The organism is Microcoleus sp. EPA2 (assembly GCA_020882975.1).
Taxonomy (GTDB): domain Bacteria; phylum Cyanobacteriota; class Cyanobacteriia; order Cyanobacteriales; family Microcoleaceae; genus Microcoleus.
In genome coordinates this window covers 136,345-157,858 of sequence record JAHRFD010000009.1, presented here as the reverse complement: position 1 = coordinate 157,858, position 21,514 = coordinate 136,345, and the positions used below count along the sequence as shown (strand labels likewise).

13 protein-coding genes are annotated in these 21,514 nt (G+C 43.9%); 6 read left to right on the top strand and 7 right to left on the bottom strand.

Annotation, left to right across the window (positions count from 1 at the left end):
- The first annotated feature begins 190 nt into the window (after positions 1-190).
- The 5 genes from AAFP14_RS11180 (at position 191) to AAFP14_RS11160 (ending at position 7,882) form a co-directional block, all read left to right on the top strand.
- Positions 191-2,080 (top strand): ThiF family adenylyltransferase, encoded by a 1,890-nt coding sequence (locus AAFP14_RS11180; protein ID WP_341732335.1) that lies wholly within the window; start codon positions 191-193, stop codon positions 2,078-2,080.
- Positions 2,081-2,252: 172 nt separating this feature from the next.
- Complete coding sequence (locus AAFP14_RS11175) at positions 2,253-4,094, top strand: CHAT domain-containing protein (RefSeq protein WP_341732334.1); 1,842 nt, start codon at positions 2,253-2,255, stop codon at positions 4,092-4,094.
- Positions 4,079-5,020, top strand: a complete 942-nt coding sequence (locus tag AAFP14_RS11170; RefSeq protein WP_341732333.1) for an AAA family ATPase — start codon at positions 4,079-4,081, stop codon at positions 5,018-5,020. Before AAFP14_RS11175 ends, AAFP14_RS11170 begins: the two co-directional genes overlap by 16 nt.
- Positions 5,017-6,138, top strand: coding sequence for a CoxE (locus AAFP14_RS11165; RefSeq protein ID WP_341732332.1), 1,122 nt, complete (start codon positions 5,017-5,019; stop codon positions 6,136-6,138). The genes AAFP14_RS11170 and AAFP14_RS11165 overlap by 4 nt, the downstream gene beginning before the upstream one ends.
- A gap of 10 nt (positions 6,139-6,148) precedes the next feature.
- Positions 6,149-7,882: a GUN4 domain-containing protein gene (locus tag AAFP14_RS11160; RefSeq protein WP_341732331.1), complete on the top strand. Its 1,734-nt coding sequence runs from the start codon at positions 6,149-6,151 to the stop codon at positions 7,880-7,882.
- Positions 7,883-8,244: 362 nt separating this feature from the next.
- Here the strand turns inward: AAFP14_RS11160 and AAFP14_RS11155 are convergent, their stop codons facing one another.
- The 5 genes from AAFP14_RS11155 to AAFP14_RS11135 all read right to left on the bottom strand — a co-directional run bounded on the left by AAFP14_RS11155 (position 8,245) and on the right by AAFP14_RS11135 (position 16,676).
- Complete coding sequence (locus tag AAFP14_RS11155) at positions 8,245-10,128, bottom strand: aminopeptidase P family protein (RefSeq protein WP_341732330.1); 1,884 nt, start codon at positions 10,126-10,128, stop codon at positions 8,245-8,247.
- 3 nt (positions 10,129-10,131) lie between these two features.
- Positions 10,132-11,301, bottom strand: a complete 1,170-nt coding sequence (locus AAFP14_RS11150; RefSeq protein WP_341732329.1) for a pyridoxal phosphate-dependent aminotransferase — start codon at positions 11,299-11,301, stop codon at positions 10,132-10,134.
- Positions 11,302-11,350: 49 nt separating this feature from the next.
- On the bottom strand, positions 11,351-14,392 hold the full coding sequence (locus AAFP14_RS11145) for an SMC family ATPase (protein ID WP_341732328.1): 3,042 nt from the start codon (positions 14,390-14,392) through the stop codon (positions 11,351-11,353).
- 82 nt (positions 14,393-14,474) lie between these two features.
- Complete coding sequence (locus AAFP14_RS11140; RefSeq protein ID WP_341732327.1) at positions 14,475-15,650, bottom strand: metallophosphoesterase family protein; 1,176 nt, start codon at positions 15,648-15,650, stop codon at positions 14,475-14,477.
- A gap of 126 nt (positions 15,651-15,776) precedes the next feature.
- Complete coding sequence (locus tag AAFP14_RS11135; RefSeq protein WP_341732326.1) at positions 15,777-16,676, bottom strand: ion channel; 900 nt, start codon at positions 16,674-16,676, stop codon at positions 15,777-15,779.
- A 112-nt stretch (positions 16,677-16,788) separates the two neighbouring features.
- Here AAFP14_RS11135 and AAFP14_RS11130 point away from each other — a divergent pair, with 112 nt between their 5' ends.
- Complete coding sequence (locus AAFP14_RS11130) at positions 16,789-17,106, top strand: hypothetical protein (protein ID WP_341732325.1); 318 nt, start codon at positions 16,789-16,791, stop codon at positions 17,104-17,106.
- A 532-nt stretch (positions 17,107-17,638) separates the two neighbouring features.
- On the opposite strand, the gene AAFP14_RS11125 is transcribed toward AAFP14_RS11130, so the two are convergent.
- Positions 17,639-19,525, bottom strand: coding sequence for a PAS domain S-box protein (locus AAFP14_RS11125; protein WP_341732324.1), 1,887 nt, complete (start codon positions 19,523-19,525; stop codon positions 17,639-17,641).
- Between the two features lie 378 nt (positions 19,526-19,903).
- A complete protein-coding gene (locus tag AAFP14_RS11120) occupies positions 19,904-21,238 on the bottom strand; it encodes a hypothetical protein (protein WP_341732323.1) in 1,335 nt (444 codons plus the stop codon).
- Positions 21,239-21,514: the final 276 nt, after the last annotated feature.

Genomic DNA, 21,514 nt, shown 5'->3' with positions numbered 1-21,514 from the left:
AGGGCGGGCACGGGGGCACCGCCCCTACCACAGGTCAACTAAGAGGGCGGGCACGGGGGCACCGCCCCTACCACAGGTCAACTAAGAGGGCGGGCACGGGGGCACCGCCCCTACCACAGGTCAACTAAGAGGGCGGGCACGGGGGCACCGCCCCTACCACAGGTCAACTATCAACTATTAACTGAAAACTATGATGCTATACATTTCCGAGTCAGTTTTGCACGACATTGAAACTGCGATCGCCAACCATCCTCCCGAACGCGGAGGGGCAATTATAGGCCCCGTAGGTCAGTCAATTATCACCCACTTTCTCCTAGACGAAGAAGCCCATACCAGCGGTGCAAGCTATCTTCCATCCCCGCAATTAACTCAACGGGTGCAGCAGCTAGAACTCAATCAAGGATTGGAGTTTAAAGGCGTTATCCACTCACACCCAGGCGGTCTAGACCGACCTTCCGGCCCCGATGAAACTGCGATGCTGGAAGGGCTGAATCTCAATCCTCACATTCCCTACTTTATAGCTCCGATTGTGACTTTACAGCGTCCTTGGGGGCAATTGCGCGAACATGAATTGCCGATGGCACAAGGTAAAATTTCCTGTTATGTCGCTTCCCGCGATCGCAATTATTTGCGAGTAGAAATGATGCCAGTCAAGGAAGTGTCAGATCGCGATTTACCCCGTATCCTGCAAACACTCTTACCGACGGCTGCACCCAAACGCATACCGCTGTTGGAAAACCTACAGCAACTTTGCCGTACTTTTGGTAGCAGTAAACCACCGGAAGTATTTATCACCGAAATGGAAGGAAAGGCGATGCCGGCCGGTCGCGTTATTCTCGACGGCGGTTTGGAACTGCTGTTTCTCGTCAGCGAGTCTTATCCCGTCACGCCACCTCTGCTGATGGTGACACCAGAGGGGGGAAACACAGAAGAAATCAAGTTAGATTGGTCGCTGGAAATACCACCAGAAGACCGTTTGCTAACAGGAGTCAAAAGTGCGATCGCAGGTTCTGGCCCCTACCAGAAGGTGTACGGCCCTTTGGGAAAGTCCTCAGTTACAGCCGACGCGGATCGCGCGCGCTTGGCTGGCTGGAGTGGTTGCTATTCGGGCGTTGACCCCAAAATTGCCGCCGCCGAAATCCAGCAAGGATTATTTGCGCGCAGTCAAGGAATTCTCAGCCAGCACATCAGCAGCAAACGAGTGTTGATTGCGGGGACAGGTTCTGTCGGTTCCTACTTCGCCGAACAACTGGTTCGCAGCGGTGTCGGTGCTCTCACTCTCATCGATCCAGAAACCGTTGAAACAGCGAATCTCTGTCGCACTACCTACGATTTTACCGATTTGGGCAATCCGAAAGTGGAAGCCCTGGCGAAGCGACTGCTGCACATCAACCCGCTGCTGGAGTTGACGGTACAGCCTAAAAGTTTGTTGGATTATGAGGTTGAAACCTTCGACGCTTTGGTGCAACAATCCGACTTGATTGTGGCTACTACCGATGACCCCGCCGCCCAGCGGATTCTCAACCGCTTTGCTTACTTTCACGGCAAACCTGCTTTGTTTGTGGGGCTTTACAAAGGTGCCGAAGGAGGAGAGGTAATTGTGACTATCCCAGATCGCACTCCCTGCTATCTTTGTGCTACGGCCAACCGCCATAAAGCAGAAGCAGATTTGGGACGGGTGAGTGTGGAGGCAGACTACGGGAATAACGGTCGAGTGATGGGTGAAGTGGCGATCGCAGCGGATATTCATCATGTTACCAGTGTCGCGGTGAAAATGGCGCTGTCGCTGCTGTTGCCGGAGGATGCTGAGGTGAAGCTTAAAGGTTTCTTGAATCCGGCGATCGATGGGGGATTAAATTATCTCACGCTGTCGATGGTTCCCGATTACTGGTTTTATCCAGGCGTGTTTGGAGATACGCCGGGACAGTACGCTTATCAAAGCGTTTGGTTGACAGCAAAAAGTCGGGAGGAATGTCCCGTCTGCGGTACTGTACACCATCGGGTTGACCCGCGAGCGATCGCGCTGCGGAGTGTGCAAGTTGATGGAATTCGGGCTGCATTGAACGCTTCTCGTTCTTAAGTCGAAGCTGAATATTATTGATGCGATAGAAAGCCCCAGGGGAACAAATGCTTTCCTCTGGGGCTTTCTGCTGCGATCGTCTGGTACTGTAGAGGTTTGGGGGAATGTTTGAAAAATTGGGTAAAAAGGGCGATCGGACTTTTTTGTCATCGGCGCTTACAAAAGTTAATCTATGGGAAAATTAATTGTTATCCGATTGGGTGAAGGGAGTTTCAAGATAGGTTTTCCAGTTTTCCTGCGAATTGCGGAAGATGGCAAGCCGTACCACAATGAGCTAGATGCCCGTTTACCTCCAGATCCAGAACTAGACAGATTTTATGAAAACTTAAAGGAACACGGCTTTAAAGCTAATTTCAAATACAAGCCTTTAAATGCTAAAAAACTTCTTAATGATTGGCTTTCATCTTCGCAATTTCTCGAAAAATGGCACGAATTAAAAACTGATTGCACATCTCACGATATTATTCGAGTTATTCTCCAAACTTCCGAGAGCGATTTGGCAAAGCTTCCCTGGCATCTCTGGAATTTATTTGAAAATCATCCCCTAGCCGAGATGGCTTTTAGCTTGTCAGAATACAAAATTCAGCCTTGTTACTCAACCAGAACAGAAGTCAGAATTCTAGCAATTATGGGAAATAGTCAAGGAATTGACTATACCGTAGATGAACGAGAACTTAAGCTATTATGCCCAAACACCTGCTTTTTGCCAGAAAAAGACCAGGAAACTATTTTTAGGGAATTGAGGGATGAAAAATCCTGGGATATTTTATTTTTTGCAGGGCATAGCAAAACAACAGACGGACAAGGTATTCTTTCTATTAATCAAACAGATAAAGTCAAAATTGAAGATTTAGAAAATGCTGTCAAACAAGCCGTTAGCAAAGGGTTGAGACTAGCTATTTTTAACTCTTGCGATGGTTTGGGTTTAGCAAAAACTCTAGCTAGTTGGAACGTTCCCCAAGTTATTGTCATGCGGACACCGATACCTGATGAAGTCGCACACAAATTTTTGAAATTTTTTCTAGAAGCTTTTGTAAAAAATGAAAAAATTTTATATTTAGCCTTGCGACAGGCTAGAGAAAATCTCCAAGGATTAGAGGGACAATATCCTCTAGCCAGTTGGTTGCCAGTGATGTACGATCAATGTTTTGCTGTTGAAGCTTCCCCAACTTGGAAACAATTGCGGAAAAAGACCGCAGAAGAAACAAAAACGCTAACCAATTTACCTCAATCTCAACAATCTTATGATAAACTTCACCAAGCTTTACAGCGGTTAAATTATACTCATCAAGTTAAATTCTTCCGAACATTTGTTGAACAGCATCCTATCGGTGCTTATTTGATTCATGGCGAAGAAGAAAGCGGTCAAAAATGGCTGTTGAATCGGCTGATGAAGCAGGTTCCTGATTCGACAAATGCTAAAGTAATTTCAGTCACACTCAGTCGAAAATCTCGCGCTACTTATACGAAAGCTTTGTGGCAAGAACTAGGCGGTCGTGTCGGTTTAATTAATCAACCTTCACAGACACAAATTATAGATAAAGTTGCTCAATTATGTCAAAATAGAACTGTGGTTTTTATCTTTGACCGACTCGATCAGATGCCAGAGGAATGTATGAGTCAATTTATTGGACAATTTTGGTTGCCCTTGGTAAAAAGCGTGTCTGACGTAACTCAATCTTCTTCTCGCTTACTAATGTTTTTAATTGACCATAGCGGGTGTGTTGAAGAATGGAACAATGTCGATTTTGCTGAGACATTCTCCCCCTGTTGGGAACCCCACATCCCCGTTAAGTTGCCCAAAATTACTCTACTACGCGAACAAGATTTGACATTTTGGATTGAAAATGGTCTTGATGACTTGCCCCTTAAATTGACTACTCAAGTTGAGGAATCAGTCCGAGACATTCTTGAAAGCAGTGAAGGCGGCTTGCCTCAACTAGCTCTGTACAGAATTTGTGATTTGTGCGATTGTAATTGGTATGAATGGGAGAAAATATGGCTGAAACACTGAACAGAGAAGCCTTTAAATACACAGGTAAAGTACAGCCTCAACTAGGACAAATCGATGAAAACGGTCAAATGCTTTATCCTTATCTTCCTGAAGAAGATTTAGTTGAAGCTGTTAACTTAGCAATTCAATTAGAACGTCCCCTGCTGATTAAAGGAGAACCTGGGTGTGGCAAAACTAAATTAGCCCGTGCTGTTGCCTATGAGTTGGGACTACCTTATGAAACTTGGAATATTAAGTCTACAAGCAGGGCAAAAGATGGACTTTACACTTATGATGCTGTGGGGCGTTTGCGGGATGCTCAATTAGCGGCGGCCGGCAGCCTCAGCGAGGATAAAATTCAGGCAATTGATAAATCTGAGACTTACATTAAATGGGGGCCGTTAGGGCGAGCTTTTCTGAAGGAACAAACGACCGTGGTGCTGATTGATGAAATAGATAAGGCTGACATTGACTTTCCTAATGATTTGCTCTTGGAACTTGACGAACAGCGGTTTGCCATCGAAGAAACGGGAGAAAAAATTCAAGCTAAGGCAACACCGATTGTGTTTATTACTAGCAACGATGAAAAAGATTTGCCCGATGCTTTTTTGCGGCGGTGCTTGTTTCATTATCTTGAATTTCCCAAGCGCCAGCAGTTAATTGAGATTATCAATGCTCACTTTGTGGCATCTCCTGAAGCGCTAGTAAATGCAATTATTGACAGGTTTTTGCAGTTGCGTGAGGAGATGCGGAAAGATAAGGGAGAAGCTGGAAAAAAAGTGAGTACCAGTGAATTAATGGATTGGTTTCGGATACTGCGCCACTATCCTGAAGATAAAGTTCTGGATGAATTGGGTAAGAAACTTTTGTATCCGGGCGTACTGCTGAAAAGCTGGGATGATTACAATCGCTATGCTAAGCAAAGGCTGGCTGGGGGTGACTTATGATTGTGGATGAACTGCCCCTAATTGAGCTTTTTAGTCAACTGCGGGAGGCTGGTTTTCCCCTTGGAATCGATGAATATAAGCTGTTACTGGAAGCTTTACAAAAGGGGTTTGGAACGAGCGATCGCACTTCTTTATACCGCCTGTGCAAAACTTTATGGGTAAAATCTGCTGAGGATAAGCGCCTATTTGACTATCACTTTGAACTAATTGTCAAAGAAAGTCAGGAAGCTATACCAGCAATCCCAGAAAAACCAGAGATTTCTGCACCGGAAACAGAGGATTCTGGTATAATTGAAACAGCACCAAAACTAACTGAGCAAACAAGCGAACGAATTATCTCTGCCCCGCATCCTGAATTAATAGAGGCAATAGAAGATGAGGTGCAAGCTGCAAAAGCAGTGATGCAAGCTACTAATAAATATGAGGCAATTTCCGATCGCCAGTTTATCCTGACATCCGAATATTTCCCAGTGACGCGCCGACAGATGAAGCAAAGTTGGCGTTACTTGCGCCGTCCCGTGCGGGAAGGGCCGCCTGTAGAATTGGATGTGGAAGCCACAGTTAACCAGATTGGGCGACAGGGCATTTTGTTAAGTCCGGTGTTGGTGCCACGCCGGGTAAATCGATCGCAATTACTGTTATTAATAGATCGCGACGGTTCGATGGTACCCTTCCACGATTTGTCCCAGCGGTTGGCGGAAACAGCGGTACGAGGCGGGCGTTTGGGGAATGCTGGCATTTATTATTTTCAGAATTGTCCGGTGGATTATCTATACCATGACCCTTATCAGTTGGAAGCAGAGAAAATCGATCGCTTGCTGGCTAACCTGCGGCCTGAGAAGTCTGCTATGTTAATTTTTAGCGATGCTGGGGCGGCTCGCGGGGGTTACAGTGAGGAAAGGGTGGAGTTGACGGCGGCGTTTCTCCAGCAAATTAAGGCAAAGGTGCGGTATGTAGCTTGGCTAAATCCGATGCCGGAGTCGCGCTGGGAGGGGACGACTGCGGGTAAGGTGGCCCGTTTAGTGCCGATGTTTGAGATGGCGCGGCGGGGATTGCAAGATGCGATCGGCTTGTTGCGCGGAAAAAGTCAGAGTTCGGTTTTTGTTGGGACTGAATAAGGGGGATGAAATGAAACCTGAAGTAGCCCGCAGACGAATTGAAGCTTTCGAGAGGCGTTTTGGAAAAACGCACTTAATTTTTGCGTGTCATGCGGCGTTTCCCTTGGCTTTGACACCGGATTTATTATATAAGTTGTGGGCAAATTTCCAGCGAGATATTCACGGATTTGTGTTAGGAATTCCTTGGGTAGCTGTGGCAGATTTGCTACTTTCGAGTTTGTGCGAGGAGGTAGGGCGAGAACTTTATGAGATGGATACGGCGGTGCGAAATTCGCTGTTGAATCGATTGAAAGAGGATGAGAATTTTGGTCAGCAGCGGATTAACGAGTTGTCGGATTTTCTATTAGTTTATGTGCGGCAGCAACTTCAAAGTAATGACCAAGAGGTGCGGGATTTTGCTCAGGCGCAGCGGTGGACTGCTTTAGCCTATACCAGACCGAGTGAGGCGGCGCAGGATTTGACATTTGCCCTGGCAAGAGCTTACCAGCAGGATAAGTCAGAACAGGTACGGATAGCTTCATTAGTAAAAACTTTTGCGGAGCCACTTGCAGAATTTAAGCCACTGCTAGTTTATGCGGAAAAGATGAGTAAAATAGCTCCTAATAACTTAGAAAAGGTGACTACTAAAAATAACCAATCTATATTGGACGATGAACAATTATGGGATAAAAATTGGGATATCTTATATTTTGCAACTCACGCTCCCATCATGGAAGAAGAAATAGGCAACTCAAAATTAATAGTCAAATATATTGATATCACTGCATTAAGAGTTGATGTAGTAGTTAGCTCAGATGACACTCGCCTTTCTATGGGAGGGGGTGTTTCCCGTGCAATTCTCAATGTTGGGGGAGAAGAGATATGGCAAGAAGCTCTAGAATTAGCTCCTATTCATTTGGGAGATGTTGCTATCACAAAAGCTGGCAAAATTCAAGCACATAAAATTTTTCATGCTGCTGTTTTAGATTATAATAGAATTCAAGCAACGACTATAGACATAATTCGAGAGGTAACAAAAAAGTGCCTTAAGATTTGTAATAACTTAGGCTTTCGGTCAATAGCCTTTCCAGCTTTAGCTACAGGAGCGGCTAGGTTATCATCAGAAGAATCAGCTTTTGCTATGATTACTGAAATTGCTGCTTACTTAATAGGTTGCAAAACGACTGTTGAAGAGGTTACTATAGCACTTTATCCAAGTAATAATTTATCAACTAAAGATATTCCATTTCGCTTTTATGTCTTAGTAACAGATTTGATGAGTGCATTGAAAAGTGCGGCTAGTCTGGATTATAGTCAGTTAAAAATTGTTCTCGAAGAAAATAATTGGAAAGCAGCCGATGAGGAAACTACTAAATTGATGCTGCGTGTTGCAGGTAGAGAGAAAGAAGGCTACTTTGATGCTGTTTCTCAAATTTACAAAATTCCTGGTGAAGTCCTCCGCACGATTGATAGTCTTTGGGTGAATTACAGTAACGCCCGTTTCGGGTTGAGTGTACAAAAACGTATTTATCAAAGTTTGGGCGGAACTAGAGAATATAATAGAAAAATATGGGAACAATTTGGCGAAAGCGTTGGTTGGCGCAGGGACAATAAATGGCTACTCTATGTTTATTTAGATTTCAGTCTCAATGCACCAGAGGGATGTTACCCGGCTCAAGTATTGAGAGTTTATGAAGCCGGTGGAGTTTGGGTAGTGGATGAATTTTCTGCTGCGTTACTCTCTCGTTCAGAATTGGAACTCTAAAATAAAACGGTATAAGTCGAAATCATCACCGAATTCGATTAGACTCCAGCGCCTTCAACAAATCTGCTTGATTCACAATCCCACCTCGCAATTAGGGAGCGCCTTTTTGACTCCAGAATGCTGTAGCATAGCAGACTTAAACGCACCAACAAGCAGTTATCGTGCGGCTCGCGCGAGCCCTTGAGGTTAATGTTGCGATTCTTCATGTTTCCCTTCAGGACTAATTGTGCGATCGCACGAATTCCCTGTATACCTGGTAAACACAATCTGGCGACGCAAGTAAGGTGCGTCGCCATCAGTCAATCACCACATTCGAGTCCATTTCCCCCAGCGACGCACCCTACAAATTAACTAACTGCAAATTAGATTGCGGTGGCTTTTTTTAACCACTCCACAGTTGCTGTGTCGCACACCGTTGCCAGCTTCTCCACTACCGCACTATGATATTTATTTAACCATGCCAGTTGGGTCTGTGACAGTCGATCGACATTAATCAATTTCCGGTCAAAGGGAATATAGGTCAGCGGTTCAAACCCATACCAAACCGTATCATTATTTGACCCCATTTCTCTGACAACATAGAGATTTTCGATGCGAATTCCGCCCCATCCCGGTTGATAATATCCCGGTTCTATGCTAGTTACCATCCCCGGTTCTAGGGCGTATTGTACCGATTTGCTGATACCGTTTGGCCCTTCGTGAACGGCTAAAAATGCCCCGACTCCGTGCCCAGTCCCGTGTCCGTAGTCCAGTTGTTGTTGCCATAATACACCACGGGCGATCGCATCTAATTGCGCACCGGTTGTCCCCTTGGGAAATTGCTGCATTGCACAGTTAATATGTGCCATCAAAACCGTCGTGTAGTGTTCTATTTGTAGCGCCGTTGGTTCTCCGATCGCCACAGTTCTGGTATCATCCGTTGTACCCCCTAAATATTGCGCTCCTGAGTCCAGCAACAGTAGTTCCCCTGGTTGCAGCCTCACTTCTGGACTGGGAGTGCCGTAATGCACGATCGAGCTATTGACTCCCGCACCGGCGATCGTTCTAAAACTTAAAGTCTGAAAGTCTGTTTCCTGCTGATAAAACCTTTCGACGGTTTCTTTGACATCAAATTCCGTCAATATACTACCATTTTCAAGTTGTTCTGTCAACCACTTAAAAGTCAGAGTTTTAGCTTTACTTGCTTTGAAGTTTGCAGCTTTCATCTGCTCGATTTCCACAGGATTTTTCCGAGCTTTCATCCCTTCGATGGGATTAGTCTGAAAAACTATTTCCACAGCATCTTTCTGTACTTTTTGCTGGTTTAAGATTAACTGATAGGTCCCTGCTGTAGTATGTTTGGGGTCTAAAAGCACTCTAATTGGTTGGAGCGCACTGACACACTTTTCTAAAGTAGACTGGTATTCTGCGTAGGGTAGTAAAGTTACATCCCCAGGCAATTCTTGCTTAACTTCTGCTGCAACTCGCTGGGGGTTAGTTAACAAAAAAGCTATATTGGCAGTGACAATAGCATAGGATATAAAAATCGGAATGTTAGGAATATCCGAGCCTCGGAGATTGAACAGCCATGCTATTTGATTGAGGTTGGTAATCGGTAGCACATCAATATTTGCTTGCTTCATCGCTTCCCTGACTCTGATTAATTTTTGTTCCGTGCTTTCTCCAGTCAGGGATACAGGTAAACTAAATAGGGGAGATTCGTCAATGGCCGCTAAAGTTTCTGCTGTTTGTGCTAGATTGTGCGATCGCACTTTGTCTACTAAATTATCCGATACTGGTATCAGTTCAATTCCCGCCTGCGTCAATTTACTCTGCCAATTTTGATAAGACTCCGCCGACAGAGTAAATGGATCGAAACCTAAACGCAATTTAGGTTGAGTCGCTGTCGATTCTGCTGCTAGTTTTTCTAAAGTTTCACTTAAATTTAAATGACCTTCTAAACCCAGTTTACATATTTCCATTAGTCCCGGATCGATTTGCAATTCTGCTTGTTCATAGTAGCGGGAATCCACAAACAACCAAGCCGAATTCTTACCCACCAACAAATCGCCGGCGGAACCAGTAAACCCACTAATCCAAGCTCGTCTTTGCTTAGCTGGTGCAACGGATAAATTCAAGTGTTCGTCCACCGCTGAAACGAAATAGCAATCCAAGTTATGCTCTGCCATGAACACCCGCAATTCAGCCAGTTTGGATGCCGTTAATTCCTGAGATTTTGTAGTGGGATTCACATTAGTTGCTACCATTTTTTATGCTCCTAAAATTGTTTTCAAACCTGTAACTAATCTGCTAATTCCTGCGACACAGGTTTCTGAATCCAGGGCACCGAAGGCGATGCGTAAATAGCAACCATTCTCCATACCAAAAGTTGTGCCAGGAAGCACCGCCACTTTGTATTCGCGAATTAATTTTTCCACTAATTCCATTGTATCGATTTGGGTATCAATTTTCAAGAAAAAGTAGAAAGCTCCCGCAGCCGTCGAAATTGTACAGTAGTTTTCCAGGTGATTGAGTTCCTGTAATACGAGTTGTCGCACGGAGGCGATCGCCCTGACATAATTATCGCAGTATTCTCGCCCCCCTTGCAAGGCTCCCAAGGCGACATACTGGGAAATTACTGGGGGACAAATCAGAATTGTATCTTGAATTTTCCTAACAGAAACTAATAAGTTTTCTGGAATTACCATGTACCCAATTCGCCAACTAGCAAAACCGTAGGCTTTGGAAAGGGTAAACAGGGAAATTGTATGTTCGCTGCTATGGGGAAAAGCAGCAGGTGAAAAGTGTTTAACCCCGTCATAGGTAAAATATTCGTAGGCTTCATCACTGATATGATAAATGTTGTGTTGGCGACAAAGCTCGTTCACTTCCCGGAGTGATTCGGTACTATAGACTACGCCGGTTGGGTTGTTTGGTGAAATCGTGACAATGGCTCGCGTTTTGTCAGTAATTGCGGTTTTAATTGCATCCAAATTTAGTTGATAATTTTCATCAGTGGCTACGATGACGGGACGGCAATTTGCCATGATAATCGCCATTTCATGATTGAAGTAATAGGGTGATTGAATAATCACTTCATCTCCCGCCACCGTGATAGCAAGAATAGCATTGATAAATCCCATATTGCTACCTGCTGTCACCACAATGGAATTGTGGCGATTAATTTCAATACCATTGTCTGCTTTTAGTTTGGTTGCTATGGCATCCTGTAGCGCTGGAATTCCTTCCACAGCTTTGTATTTGTGATTGTCGGGATTTGCGAGAAATTCGGGAATTTTTGCAAAGGATTGTGGCGGTGGATTGTAAGCAACTACGCCTTGTCCTAAAGATATGGTTCCGGGATTTTGGCGGATTAATTCGCCGACAACAGGAATAATTGGCGACTGTACGGATTCCATTCTAGTGGGGTTGATTTTCATATAATATTGGTTTTTTTGATGTGTTATCCGTCGCCGAACTTTCCGATTTTTAAAGTTTTTTTACTTCAATTCTAGAGCCTTTTGGAGATTTGTAAACTTTCACCTGTGCTGGTAATCTTTCTCCCAATCCTCGAACATGAGTAATGACTCCAATTAGCCTTTCTTGTTGCCGCAAAGATTCTAAGATTAGGGTAACACTTTCGAGAGTTTCTGCATCTAAAGTGCCAAATCCTTCATCTAGAAACAAACTACCTAAGTGAGCACCTTGAGACAGCTTTTCCGACAAAGCTAAGGCCATTGATAAGGAAGTAGCAAAGGTTTCGCCACCGGAAAGTGTTCGCACTCGTCTGGCTTCCCCACCATTCCAATTATCTGCTACCCAGTATTCGCCCTCTTGGATTTTTAGTGTGTAACGATTCTCGGTTAATTCTTGTAAAATTAAGGTGGCGCTGCCGACTAATTCTGATTCTAAATGTTCTAAGATGTAGGATTGAAATTCGTTGGTTTTGAGATTGTTGGCTAAGGTGTGATAAGTTTGCTCTTGTTCTGTTAAGTTGATGATTTGCTGCGACAGTCTTTCGGCTTGTTCGAGATTTTTTTCGGCGACTTTAATCCAAACTAATAGTTCGGCACGGTTGTTGTTAGCTTGTTTTAAGTTTTCTTGGGTGGCATATTTTGCCGATCGCATCTGTGCTAGGATATTTTCATTAGTAGTCTTGCCTGCAATCAGCTCGTTCAAGTCTTTTTCCCTGGTCTCTAACTGGATTTTGGATTCCCGATAGTCGCGAATGGCACTTTCCCAGGTAGATTGTTTTTTCGGTGGGACAACTGCTGCGACAAAAGTATCTTCTGTAAAATTAGCCTCGGTTAGTTTTTTTTGCCAATCTCCGTTAATTTCCTGTTTTTGGGTAATAGCTGCTTCCAGCATCGTGGTGGCTTGTTTATGTATTTCTATGGCTTGAATTGTATTAGCATAAGCCTTTTGATAATCATTTTCTGCGGATTTGAGCAAGGTTTCTAAGTTTTGTTTGTCTTGTTCTAGAGATTTTGCTAAATTATCGTAAGGTCGATCTTCCGTAATTCGATAAAGCGCATTGGCGCAATTTCGTAACTGCTGCTGTCGGAGGTCGGCTTCGACGATCGCATTTTGATAGTCTTCTTGTTTCGCTGCTGTTGTCGATTCTAAAAAAGTCAATAATTGTTGATTTTTTTCATATTCAATTGATGCTTGTTGAAACTGTTGTTCAGTTTCTCGATATTGGCGATCGCTCTCTTTTAAACTTAATAACTCCTGCTGCAATTTAGCAGCTTCCCAGTCAGAAGCATCCATTATCTCATTAATTTTTTCCTGTATTTTTGTCACTATCTTCAGATTTTCTTTTAATCCCTGAGCAATTTCCGCCTCCTTTTTTTCACTGGCTAAAAGAGAGCTTTTAGCTTCACTTGTCGCTAGTTGAATCACCTTAACAATCTGAGTGGATGTAGCTATTTTTTCACGGAAAGGAGCGAGATCGACAATCTTTGAGTTGGCTATATAGGGCAGGCGATCGCTCTCAGGATGTACCCCCCCACATACCGGACACATATCCCCGGCATTCAAGGACATTCTGACAGCAGCCACCCGCTCTAAATCCGCAGCTTCCGCATTAGCTACTTCCGCTGCTTCTAACTCCTCAACGCACTTTTTCAGCTTAACTTCTGCTACTGCTAATTTCTCAGAAGCCAGACTATAATTCTCTTGGAGATTTTGCCGTTCCGTAACAGTTTTATTTAACTGTTGCTGTTGATTTTTTGCCTGTTTTTGTAATAACTGAAATTCGATCAATAAAGGTGATGCTTGCTGCAACTTTTCCAAATATTTTCCCCCCGCCGAAAACTGTTGCATCAGTGCGACTGTTTGAGTAAGCAGGAAGCCAGAAGTTTGCATTTTATGATTAGCAGCTTCCAGCTCTTTTTCTGCTACTTTTAAATTACGCAATTTTTCCTGTACCTTTTTTTGAACCATCGCCACTTCTTTTTCTAATTGACAGCGTTGTTCTTCATATACTTTGGCAGTAGCCAGAGCATCTTCACGCGCTTTAATGTTAACTGCTATTTCCTTTTGTCTACCTTTTGCCGCATCTAGTTGCTGCTGTTGGGCTGCTAATTCCGAGCGAGATTTGATTAATTTTTCTTGCGCCAACTTAGCATTATTTTCTGCGGTGACATATTGTCCGCGAGCTTGTTGAACCAAAGCCCAATCTGGCTGTAAATTATTGGCTGTCTTCGACTTTTCCAGGCGCTGCGTCAGCACTATTATCCCTTGAGAATTAGCTGTTAATTGAGTTAATTGCTGTTGCAAACTCTCCAGTTTTCTGATTTGTAAAAATAGTTGTTCTTCTTCCTCTAGAGCCTTTTGTAATTTAATATACTCCTGTTCCAATTCTGGCAATTGCCGCTCTAAGCTCGTCAGTTGCGATCGCTTTTGCGTTAATTCCTCGGCTATGGGGGCGCTCAACTCAACTAACTGACGTTCCACCATTTCCCGCTCTTGTTTCAACAACTTCGCCAGTTCAGTTGCTTCCTTCCGCATCTGCTCAAAAATCTCAAATCCCGCTAACTGTCGCAAAATTTCCCGACGTTTGGATTTATCACCCTTAATGAATTCATCAAACTTACCTTGAGGTAGGATAATCGCTCGTGTAAAAGTATCAAAATCCATTCCCAAAATCTGTTCAATAATTTTTTGAACAGCAACAATACTGGTTTCTAAAGTTTCCCATTCACCCTGTTGCCAACTTTCCAAAATCACCTTAGTTTCAGCAGATTTAGGACGGTAGCGCCACTTCCTAGTCACCCGATACTGGGAGGAACCCACGACAAAACGCAACTGAACTTTTAAATTTTCGCTCCCTTGACTTACTAAATCACTTACTTGTTTTCCGCTACGAGTTGTCGTACCAAAAAGAGCGTAAGTCATCGCCTCTAGCAAGGAAGATTTACCGGCACCGGTAGGACCAGTAATTGCAAATAAATCCAGTTCAGAAAAATCCAAACGCTGTTCGTTGCGGAAACTGGTAAATCCTTCGATCGAAAGTTCAAGTGGACGCATACTAATTTTAGATTTGGGATTTGGGACTTTTACTCGTTTACTCGTTACCAGGAAAATCGTGGTAAGGGAGTTACACAATTATTTAAGTATTAACTTTTTCCTTAAACTTTTTGTACAAATTATCAAATTCTTTCAAGACTACTGGTTGGGGTGTGGTTCCCAATCGATGTTGATAATAATTGCAGAATTCGGCTGCTGGATCGAAATTATTGGGATCGATGTGAGTGATGTCTGTGGATTCTAGGAATGATTCTGGGTAGCGCGGTTCAATTAACAGCGCTTGAGAACAGATTTGGCGCACTCGATCGGCAAGTCCGATTTGTGGACTTTCTATTTCAACAATTACTTTCAAAAAACCGGGATGATAGCGATGAGCTTCTAGAGTTTGATCTAGATTGTCATAATGACATTGAAGCACTTTTAAGGGCTTATGGCAAGTCACAGGTTTAAATTCCACTTTGGGCTGACTTCCCGGCTCTACTTCAATCAAACAAAATCCTTTTTCTTGTCCCGCTTCTCCAAAGTCTAACTGAATCAAAGAACCCGAATAATAAGCAGGAGAATTATGGGCTAGGCGCTGGTGGATGTGGATGTGTCCGAGGGCGATATATTGAGCTTCCCCAGGCAGGGTTTGGGGTGAAAGCAGGTATTTTTCTCGCGTGTAATAACCGACTTCAGATTTAGCTAATCTAGCGCCATCAATACTCATGTGTCCCAGGAGCATATTCACAGTATTGTCTCGAAAATCCTGAGTTAAGTTTTGTAGTAAATCTGCTACCATTTCTCGGTAATCTTTTCGGAATTCGCCATCGTTAGATTCCCACAAGGCATTAGCATCTAATAGCTTTTGTTCCGAAGCAAAAGGCATGGCTCCCACGCAAAGTTTGCCACTTTTTGTGTTAAGATGAATTGTGCCACCATCAGCCGATCGCCTGGGTTTACCCAAAGCACGAACTCCGGCGAGGGAAAGCAATTGAGCAATGCTGTCCATCCGGGATGCCGAGTCATGATTCCCGGCGATCGCAATGGCTGGAATTCCCGCCGCTTGCAATTCACAGAAAAAATGATAAGCAATGCGTTCGGCATAAGCAGTGGGATTGGGTACATCGAAAATGTCCCCAGCGATGAGCACAGCATCCACATCCCAGGTTTTGGCGGCCTGCAAAATTTCTTCCAGGGCGATCGCAATTTCGGGAGTGCGGTCAATTCCTCGAAAACGTCGTCCTAAGTGCCAATCAGCAGTATGAATTATTCGCATAGTACCAGGAGTCTTTTATCTATTTTAATACTTTGGGCGATCGTAAATCATTCATGAGGATTTGTAGGGGTAGTGCCCCTGTGCCTACCCCAGCATAAGCGGGGCAACCACGGGGCCTGTGAGCCCCTACAACTTATCTTCAATAGGCTTGACCTCATGGAAACAAGTATAATCAACTACCCGTTTTCCCTGTGGAGTTCTCGATATGATATCTACAAACTTCATATTCCAGAGAATTTCCGAAGCGACAAAAGAATGGCGAGCATGAATAGTTTGGGATACGGTTTCATCAATACCCGTTAGCGTAATTACAATTTCAGCTTGCTGCTCGATCAAGTCCTTGGCACTAAGTTTGTAGAGAGGACTATTCTCATCAATTACGTGCATCACCGTCCAAGTTAACGCAAAAATTGGAGACTGACTTCGCACCAAAGTCAAATCGTAAAAACGCCGCATATAATCGCCATCCGATGTTACCTCATCGCGAATCAAAGTAGCTCGTTGCTGTGCTTCTAAAATTTGATTGAAGCGCTGATTTGCAGTGCGATACATGAGAGTCGGAACACCGTTAAAAGGAGCGATCGCAGCGACGCGACTGAATATAACTCTAGCTGTCGGCTTAGAAAATCTCGAAAAAGCAAGTCCCGTCACCATCGCCACTCCCCACAAAGCAAAAAATGCTTGGACCGCAACTATGGTATTAGCATAATCAGTACGCGGATACATGGAACCATAGCCGATGGTAGCCATTGTTTGCACGCTGAAATAAAAGGCATCTGGGAAAGAACCAGGTCTAGCATTGGCGATGCAATTTCCTCCGGCTAAATAAGCTATTGCAAATAAGGAATTTGTAAGGACATAAAGCAGACTAATTAAAATAAAAAATTTTGGCCAAGAAAGAGTTAGGAGTCCGTGGTAAAGGTCGGCCAAATGCAGGCGAGGTAAGCCTAGCCTAACCACATTCAGGGCGAATTGTCCTTTTCTGCTGACTAAACGGTGTGGCTGTCGATCGCGATTAGTTTTCATAAAGATTTGTAAATGTGGCTGTGTCAATTTGTAACTATTGCTAGGTAGCAGAAAACAGATCCTTTAGACTGAGGTTTGATTCTAAAAAGTAGGATAACAAGGAAGTTGGAAAATGGTTGAGCTTAGCCTGCACGACTATCTGGTCATGGTTTCTTTTGTCGCTTCTATTGTCGGTCTAGTCCTGCTGGGCGATCGCCACTCTGAGTCCACGGACGATCGCACATTAAATGAAGAAATGCTGATGAAGATGAGTTTTCTGTACTCTATAGTCTACTCCATCTCTGTCCTAGGGCTCAAGATGCCCCTGTCAGAAGACCACTGGTTGCTTGCTACCCTAAAGCTGACGACGGTTCTTTCTTACTTGTTGACTGTTTCCAGCATCCTCAGTCTGCCGCTACAACGGATGGCTGTTCGACAAGTTAAAGATTAAACTATATCTATTCAAATTTGATGCGAGGCGCGGGCTAGGGCGTGTTTTCAAACCCAAAGATCCCCCCCCCAGCCCCCCTTAAAAAAGGGGGGGAAAGAGTCTTTAAGTCCCCCTTTTTAAGGGGGATTTAGGGGGATCTAAATCTTAAGGAGTAGTTTGAAAATACGCCCTAGGAGTGCCAACGGGAGCATCCCGATTTTGTACGATGCTCTAGCATGACCGCAGACAATTTATTAATGATAACCAGAGGTTTACAGCGGTGATGCTTCGCCCCTAGGAATATATAGCAGTCCTAAATAGACATCTCCCAAAATTAGGTTTTTGTCCATATAGGGCAATGCTTCTAGAATCTTTTTAGGAGATGTCTAATGAGTCGTAAAGTTTTTTACCCCACCCCAACCCTCCCCTTATGAAGGGGAGGGAGTAAGAAATTCGCAAATGATTTAGGATTGCTATATTTGCAAAACACAAATGCACCGGTGCCAATTTTACAATATTTTGGGTCAAGATTATAGCCCACCTCACAAAAATTTCAAATTGTTTGTAAGTTTTTAATGCCTGTAGGCAGGTTGACATAACGGGCCCAAAATGGCTCTAGTTTATCTTTGCGAGATAGCAATCGCCCGACAGTTTCTTCGCTGCCATTTGCTTCGGAAATCTCCGAAAATATCTTGATACTCCCAGAAATCAAACCCTGAGCATCTCGCATCGGTACACTCCACAGAGACATATCAATGGATGAGCCGTCTTTCCGTCGTCGCCGACATTCCCTAGCAACTTGACTTTCCCCCGCCAATTCCGAGTCAAACATGGCATGAAAATCTACGTTTCCATCGCTTGGAACAATGGGCAACAGCTCCCCCAAAACCTCAGACTCTTTCCAGCCGAAAACTCGCTCCGCCGCGGGATTCCACACCGTCACCAAGGCATTAGTATCAACCCCGACAACGGGTAGGGGCAAAGCTTTCATTAAACCTTGTAAAACTTGATTGGTTTCGCACAATTTAGCCTGGGCTAACTTATGTTTGGTGATGTCCTGACAAGCACCATAAATGCCCACAACGCGCTTTTCTACTTCATCCCACACCACTTGCCGACAATCCCAAATCCACCGGATTTCACCGGATTTTGTGATAATTCGATACTCGCTAACTTCCTTGCCACTCGATACACGAAACTGCATTTGTTCCAATAACATTTCTACATCGTCGGGATGAATGCAGTGGAATTGTAAACCGCCGGACGTTCTGATTTCTTCTTTAGTATAACCCGTAATATTAGTCACCGCTTCAGTCATCCATTCGCAGAGCCAGGTCCGATCGGGCAATACTTGAAAAGCATAGGCAAATTCGGAGGTGATTTCCGATATAATACGGTAGCGGGATTCTGATGCTCGCAGGGCTGCTTCGGCTTTTTTGCGATCGCTTATATCTTGAAAGAACACCGATAAACCTTCATCTGACGGATAAGTCTCTATTTCAAACCAAGCATTTAGTGGCGGATAATAGGTTTCAAATTTAACATTCACTTGCTCGGCTACCGAGCGGTAAAACTGCTGGGAAAAAATGGTCTCGGCGGTAGCGGGAAACTCCTCCCAAATATTTTTACCTATAAGTTGTTCGCGGTTTTTTTGCCAGCACTGCTCTGCTTTTTGGTTGACGTAGGTAAACTGCCAATTGCTGTTGAGAGTGAAAAAACCATCTGTAATCTTTTCTAAGATATTAACGATTTGCTTTTGCGATTTTTCCAGGGCTGCGGCGGAGAGCTTGCGCTCTGTGATATCGCGGGAATTGATCACTATGCCGTTGATACTGGAATCGTGAAGTAAATTGTTACCAATCACTTCTAAATACACCCAAGAACCGTTAGCGTGGCGTTTCCGATATTCTAAAGGCGGTGCAATCCCTGGGTGTTTGAGTAATTGGGCCAAATAGGCTTGCCAAATAGGTGCATCGTCTGGGTGGAGTAAATCTTCTGGAAATTTGCCAATTCTTTGTTCGGGATTGTAGCCTAAAATTCGCTCTAATGCGATGGAACTTTGTTCTCGAATCCGTCCATCTGCTTCGAGAATTGCGATTAAGTCGGAAGAGTTTCGCAGGAGAGTTTGTAGTCTAGCTTCTCCTTTAGTGAGGGCCTGACTCACTCTTTTGTAAAGCATTTGGCTTCTTTCTAACTGCCGATCTAAATTTCTCAGAGTAGCAGCTTGTTCCCTAAATTTAATCTCTAAGTTACGGTTAATTTTTTCTAAGTTTATTTTATCTGTTTTCGATGATAAAAGCGACTCAAACTCCGCAGCCAATTCTTGTAAAGATGCGGACAACTGCTCGAAATTGCTGGCGAAAATCTGTTGTTGCTCTACAGGTAGTTGCGCGATCGTTCCATGCAAGTGTTGCAACTGTTTCAAGACATTTTGCATCATTGTAGTTGTTGTGGAAACTTATGAAGGTTATTGTTTGATTATGGGAAGTATCATAGCACCTAATTTGAGTCAAGTGGCAATAGAAATAAATCTTGAAAATCAGCCGTAGAGATGCAATTGCGATACTAATCTGTCCGGGATGATACAGATTGACAATCGGTTCGATCGCTCACAAAAATCTTTTGATCCGTTAGATTACTGAGAATAGTTGTGATTGTTCAAGCTTGAATTCCACCTGAGTCACCAAATATTAACAGGACTTACGTAGGATGCCCAGGGATCGGGACAATGACGGGGTATCGCCCCGCACAAAAGCAGGGCTGTTTGATTCTCACCAAAAAGATCATTTTGTAGGGGTAGTGCCGCCGTGTTGCACCGTCAGGATTTAAAGCCCTTGGAGGTTTTCTTTTTGTCCTGGGGTTTGGATTTTGACTTATGGACTTCGCCTAAAGCTTCCTGGAATAAATTGTGCAGGTGCTGGGGAACGCTGGCTATTTCCGGCAATTCCGGTTCTAAGGGTTTTTTGAATTCTTGCAGCAAGGGATCTAAATCCCGATCGATCTGAAAATCAGGCCGTTCCAAAAATGTTTGCAACACTTGTTCTAATTTTGCAGAGTCAAATTTAGCTAGCCGATGCCAAATCCCAGCATTAATAGCTGGATCTTCTAAATAGTTGCGAACCAACTTTTGCGCATCGGGGATGCTAGCCAAGTCTGCTGCCGCTAGGATGGCGGTAAATTGAGTATAGGTGGATAAAAATGTTTGGCCCCAGCGGGGATGAGAAAGTGCTGTAACCTGTTCAGCCTTTTTGAAGCGATCGGGCAATTCGACTTTAGGCATGACCATTTTTGAGTTAGCATTACTGTCGATCGCCACTTCAACTACTTGGGCATCGGCACCGCTAGCTGCGATCGCTGCTGCTTTGACTTGTTCTCGATCCATTCCCGCATCTTCCACTATCTCGGCGAGAGACTTGGTTTCGTCCAAGCCTGCGTCAGTTAAGCGTTTTTTAGTAATTACTTCCTGAAATTCTGCCAGTTTTTTATTGAGATGATATCCCGATAGAGTCAATTCATCGCTACCAAAAAAATCCGTAAAATCCTTGTGGTACTGTTCTACGGAACTCCAAGCTTGCTCTAACAATTCCGGCGCATCGCTGTAGAGTTGATTTTTGTAATTCTGCTTAAAATTGCCGATCGCCACTGCCAATTTCGGCTTACCCAATTTCCCCATCGGTATGGGAGGGCCCGATAGTATCCAGGAGTTATCTGTCAGAGGTGCAATGCGAGTTAGCAAAATGTCTCCCAACTTAAACCGAGATATTTCTTGCTCAAAAGTAGGACTGTTGGCTTGGACAGTGTAGTGTTTGGCGGTCAACCAATTCATTAGTTCCAAGCTATCGGGGGCAATTTGACTGATTTCAAACAAGCCTGTGAAGCTTCTGTGCAGCCAACTGTCTAGTAAATTGCGATCGCCCTCGGTTAAATCTGACTGACTGGCAACAAACAGGTCGATCGGCGTTTTTATTCCCACTTTACCTTCTACGGTAAAGCTGTCAATTATTTGATTTTGATGAGCAATATCATAGCGTTCCCGCGAAGAGCGATCGGCAACATAAGCTTCCAAAGCTACCGCCAACTCTCCCTCTGCTTCGAGTACAAAGTCAATTAAATTTTGCTTGAGAGTCCAAGCTTGTGCCAATAATTCTTTCACAAGTTATACCTATGTTTGAACTGTCTGTTCTGAATTAGTTTAATGATATAGTAATCCTTGCAGGAGTCGCAAGTTTTTTACCCCACCCCAACCCTCCCCTTATTAAGGGGAGGGAGCAATAAATTCACAAATGATTTAGAAAGGCTATAGTGCTAATTGTGTCGTCATGTTGCCCAAAAAATCTTTTTTTAACTAAGCTTAAAAATACCCCTCCCTGAAACAGAGAGGGGTTTAAAACTCGCATAATTTGGCTAAACTTGTGTGACAAAGAATGTA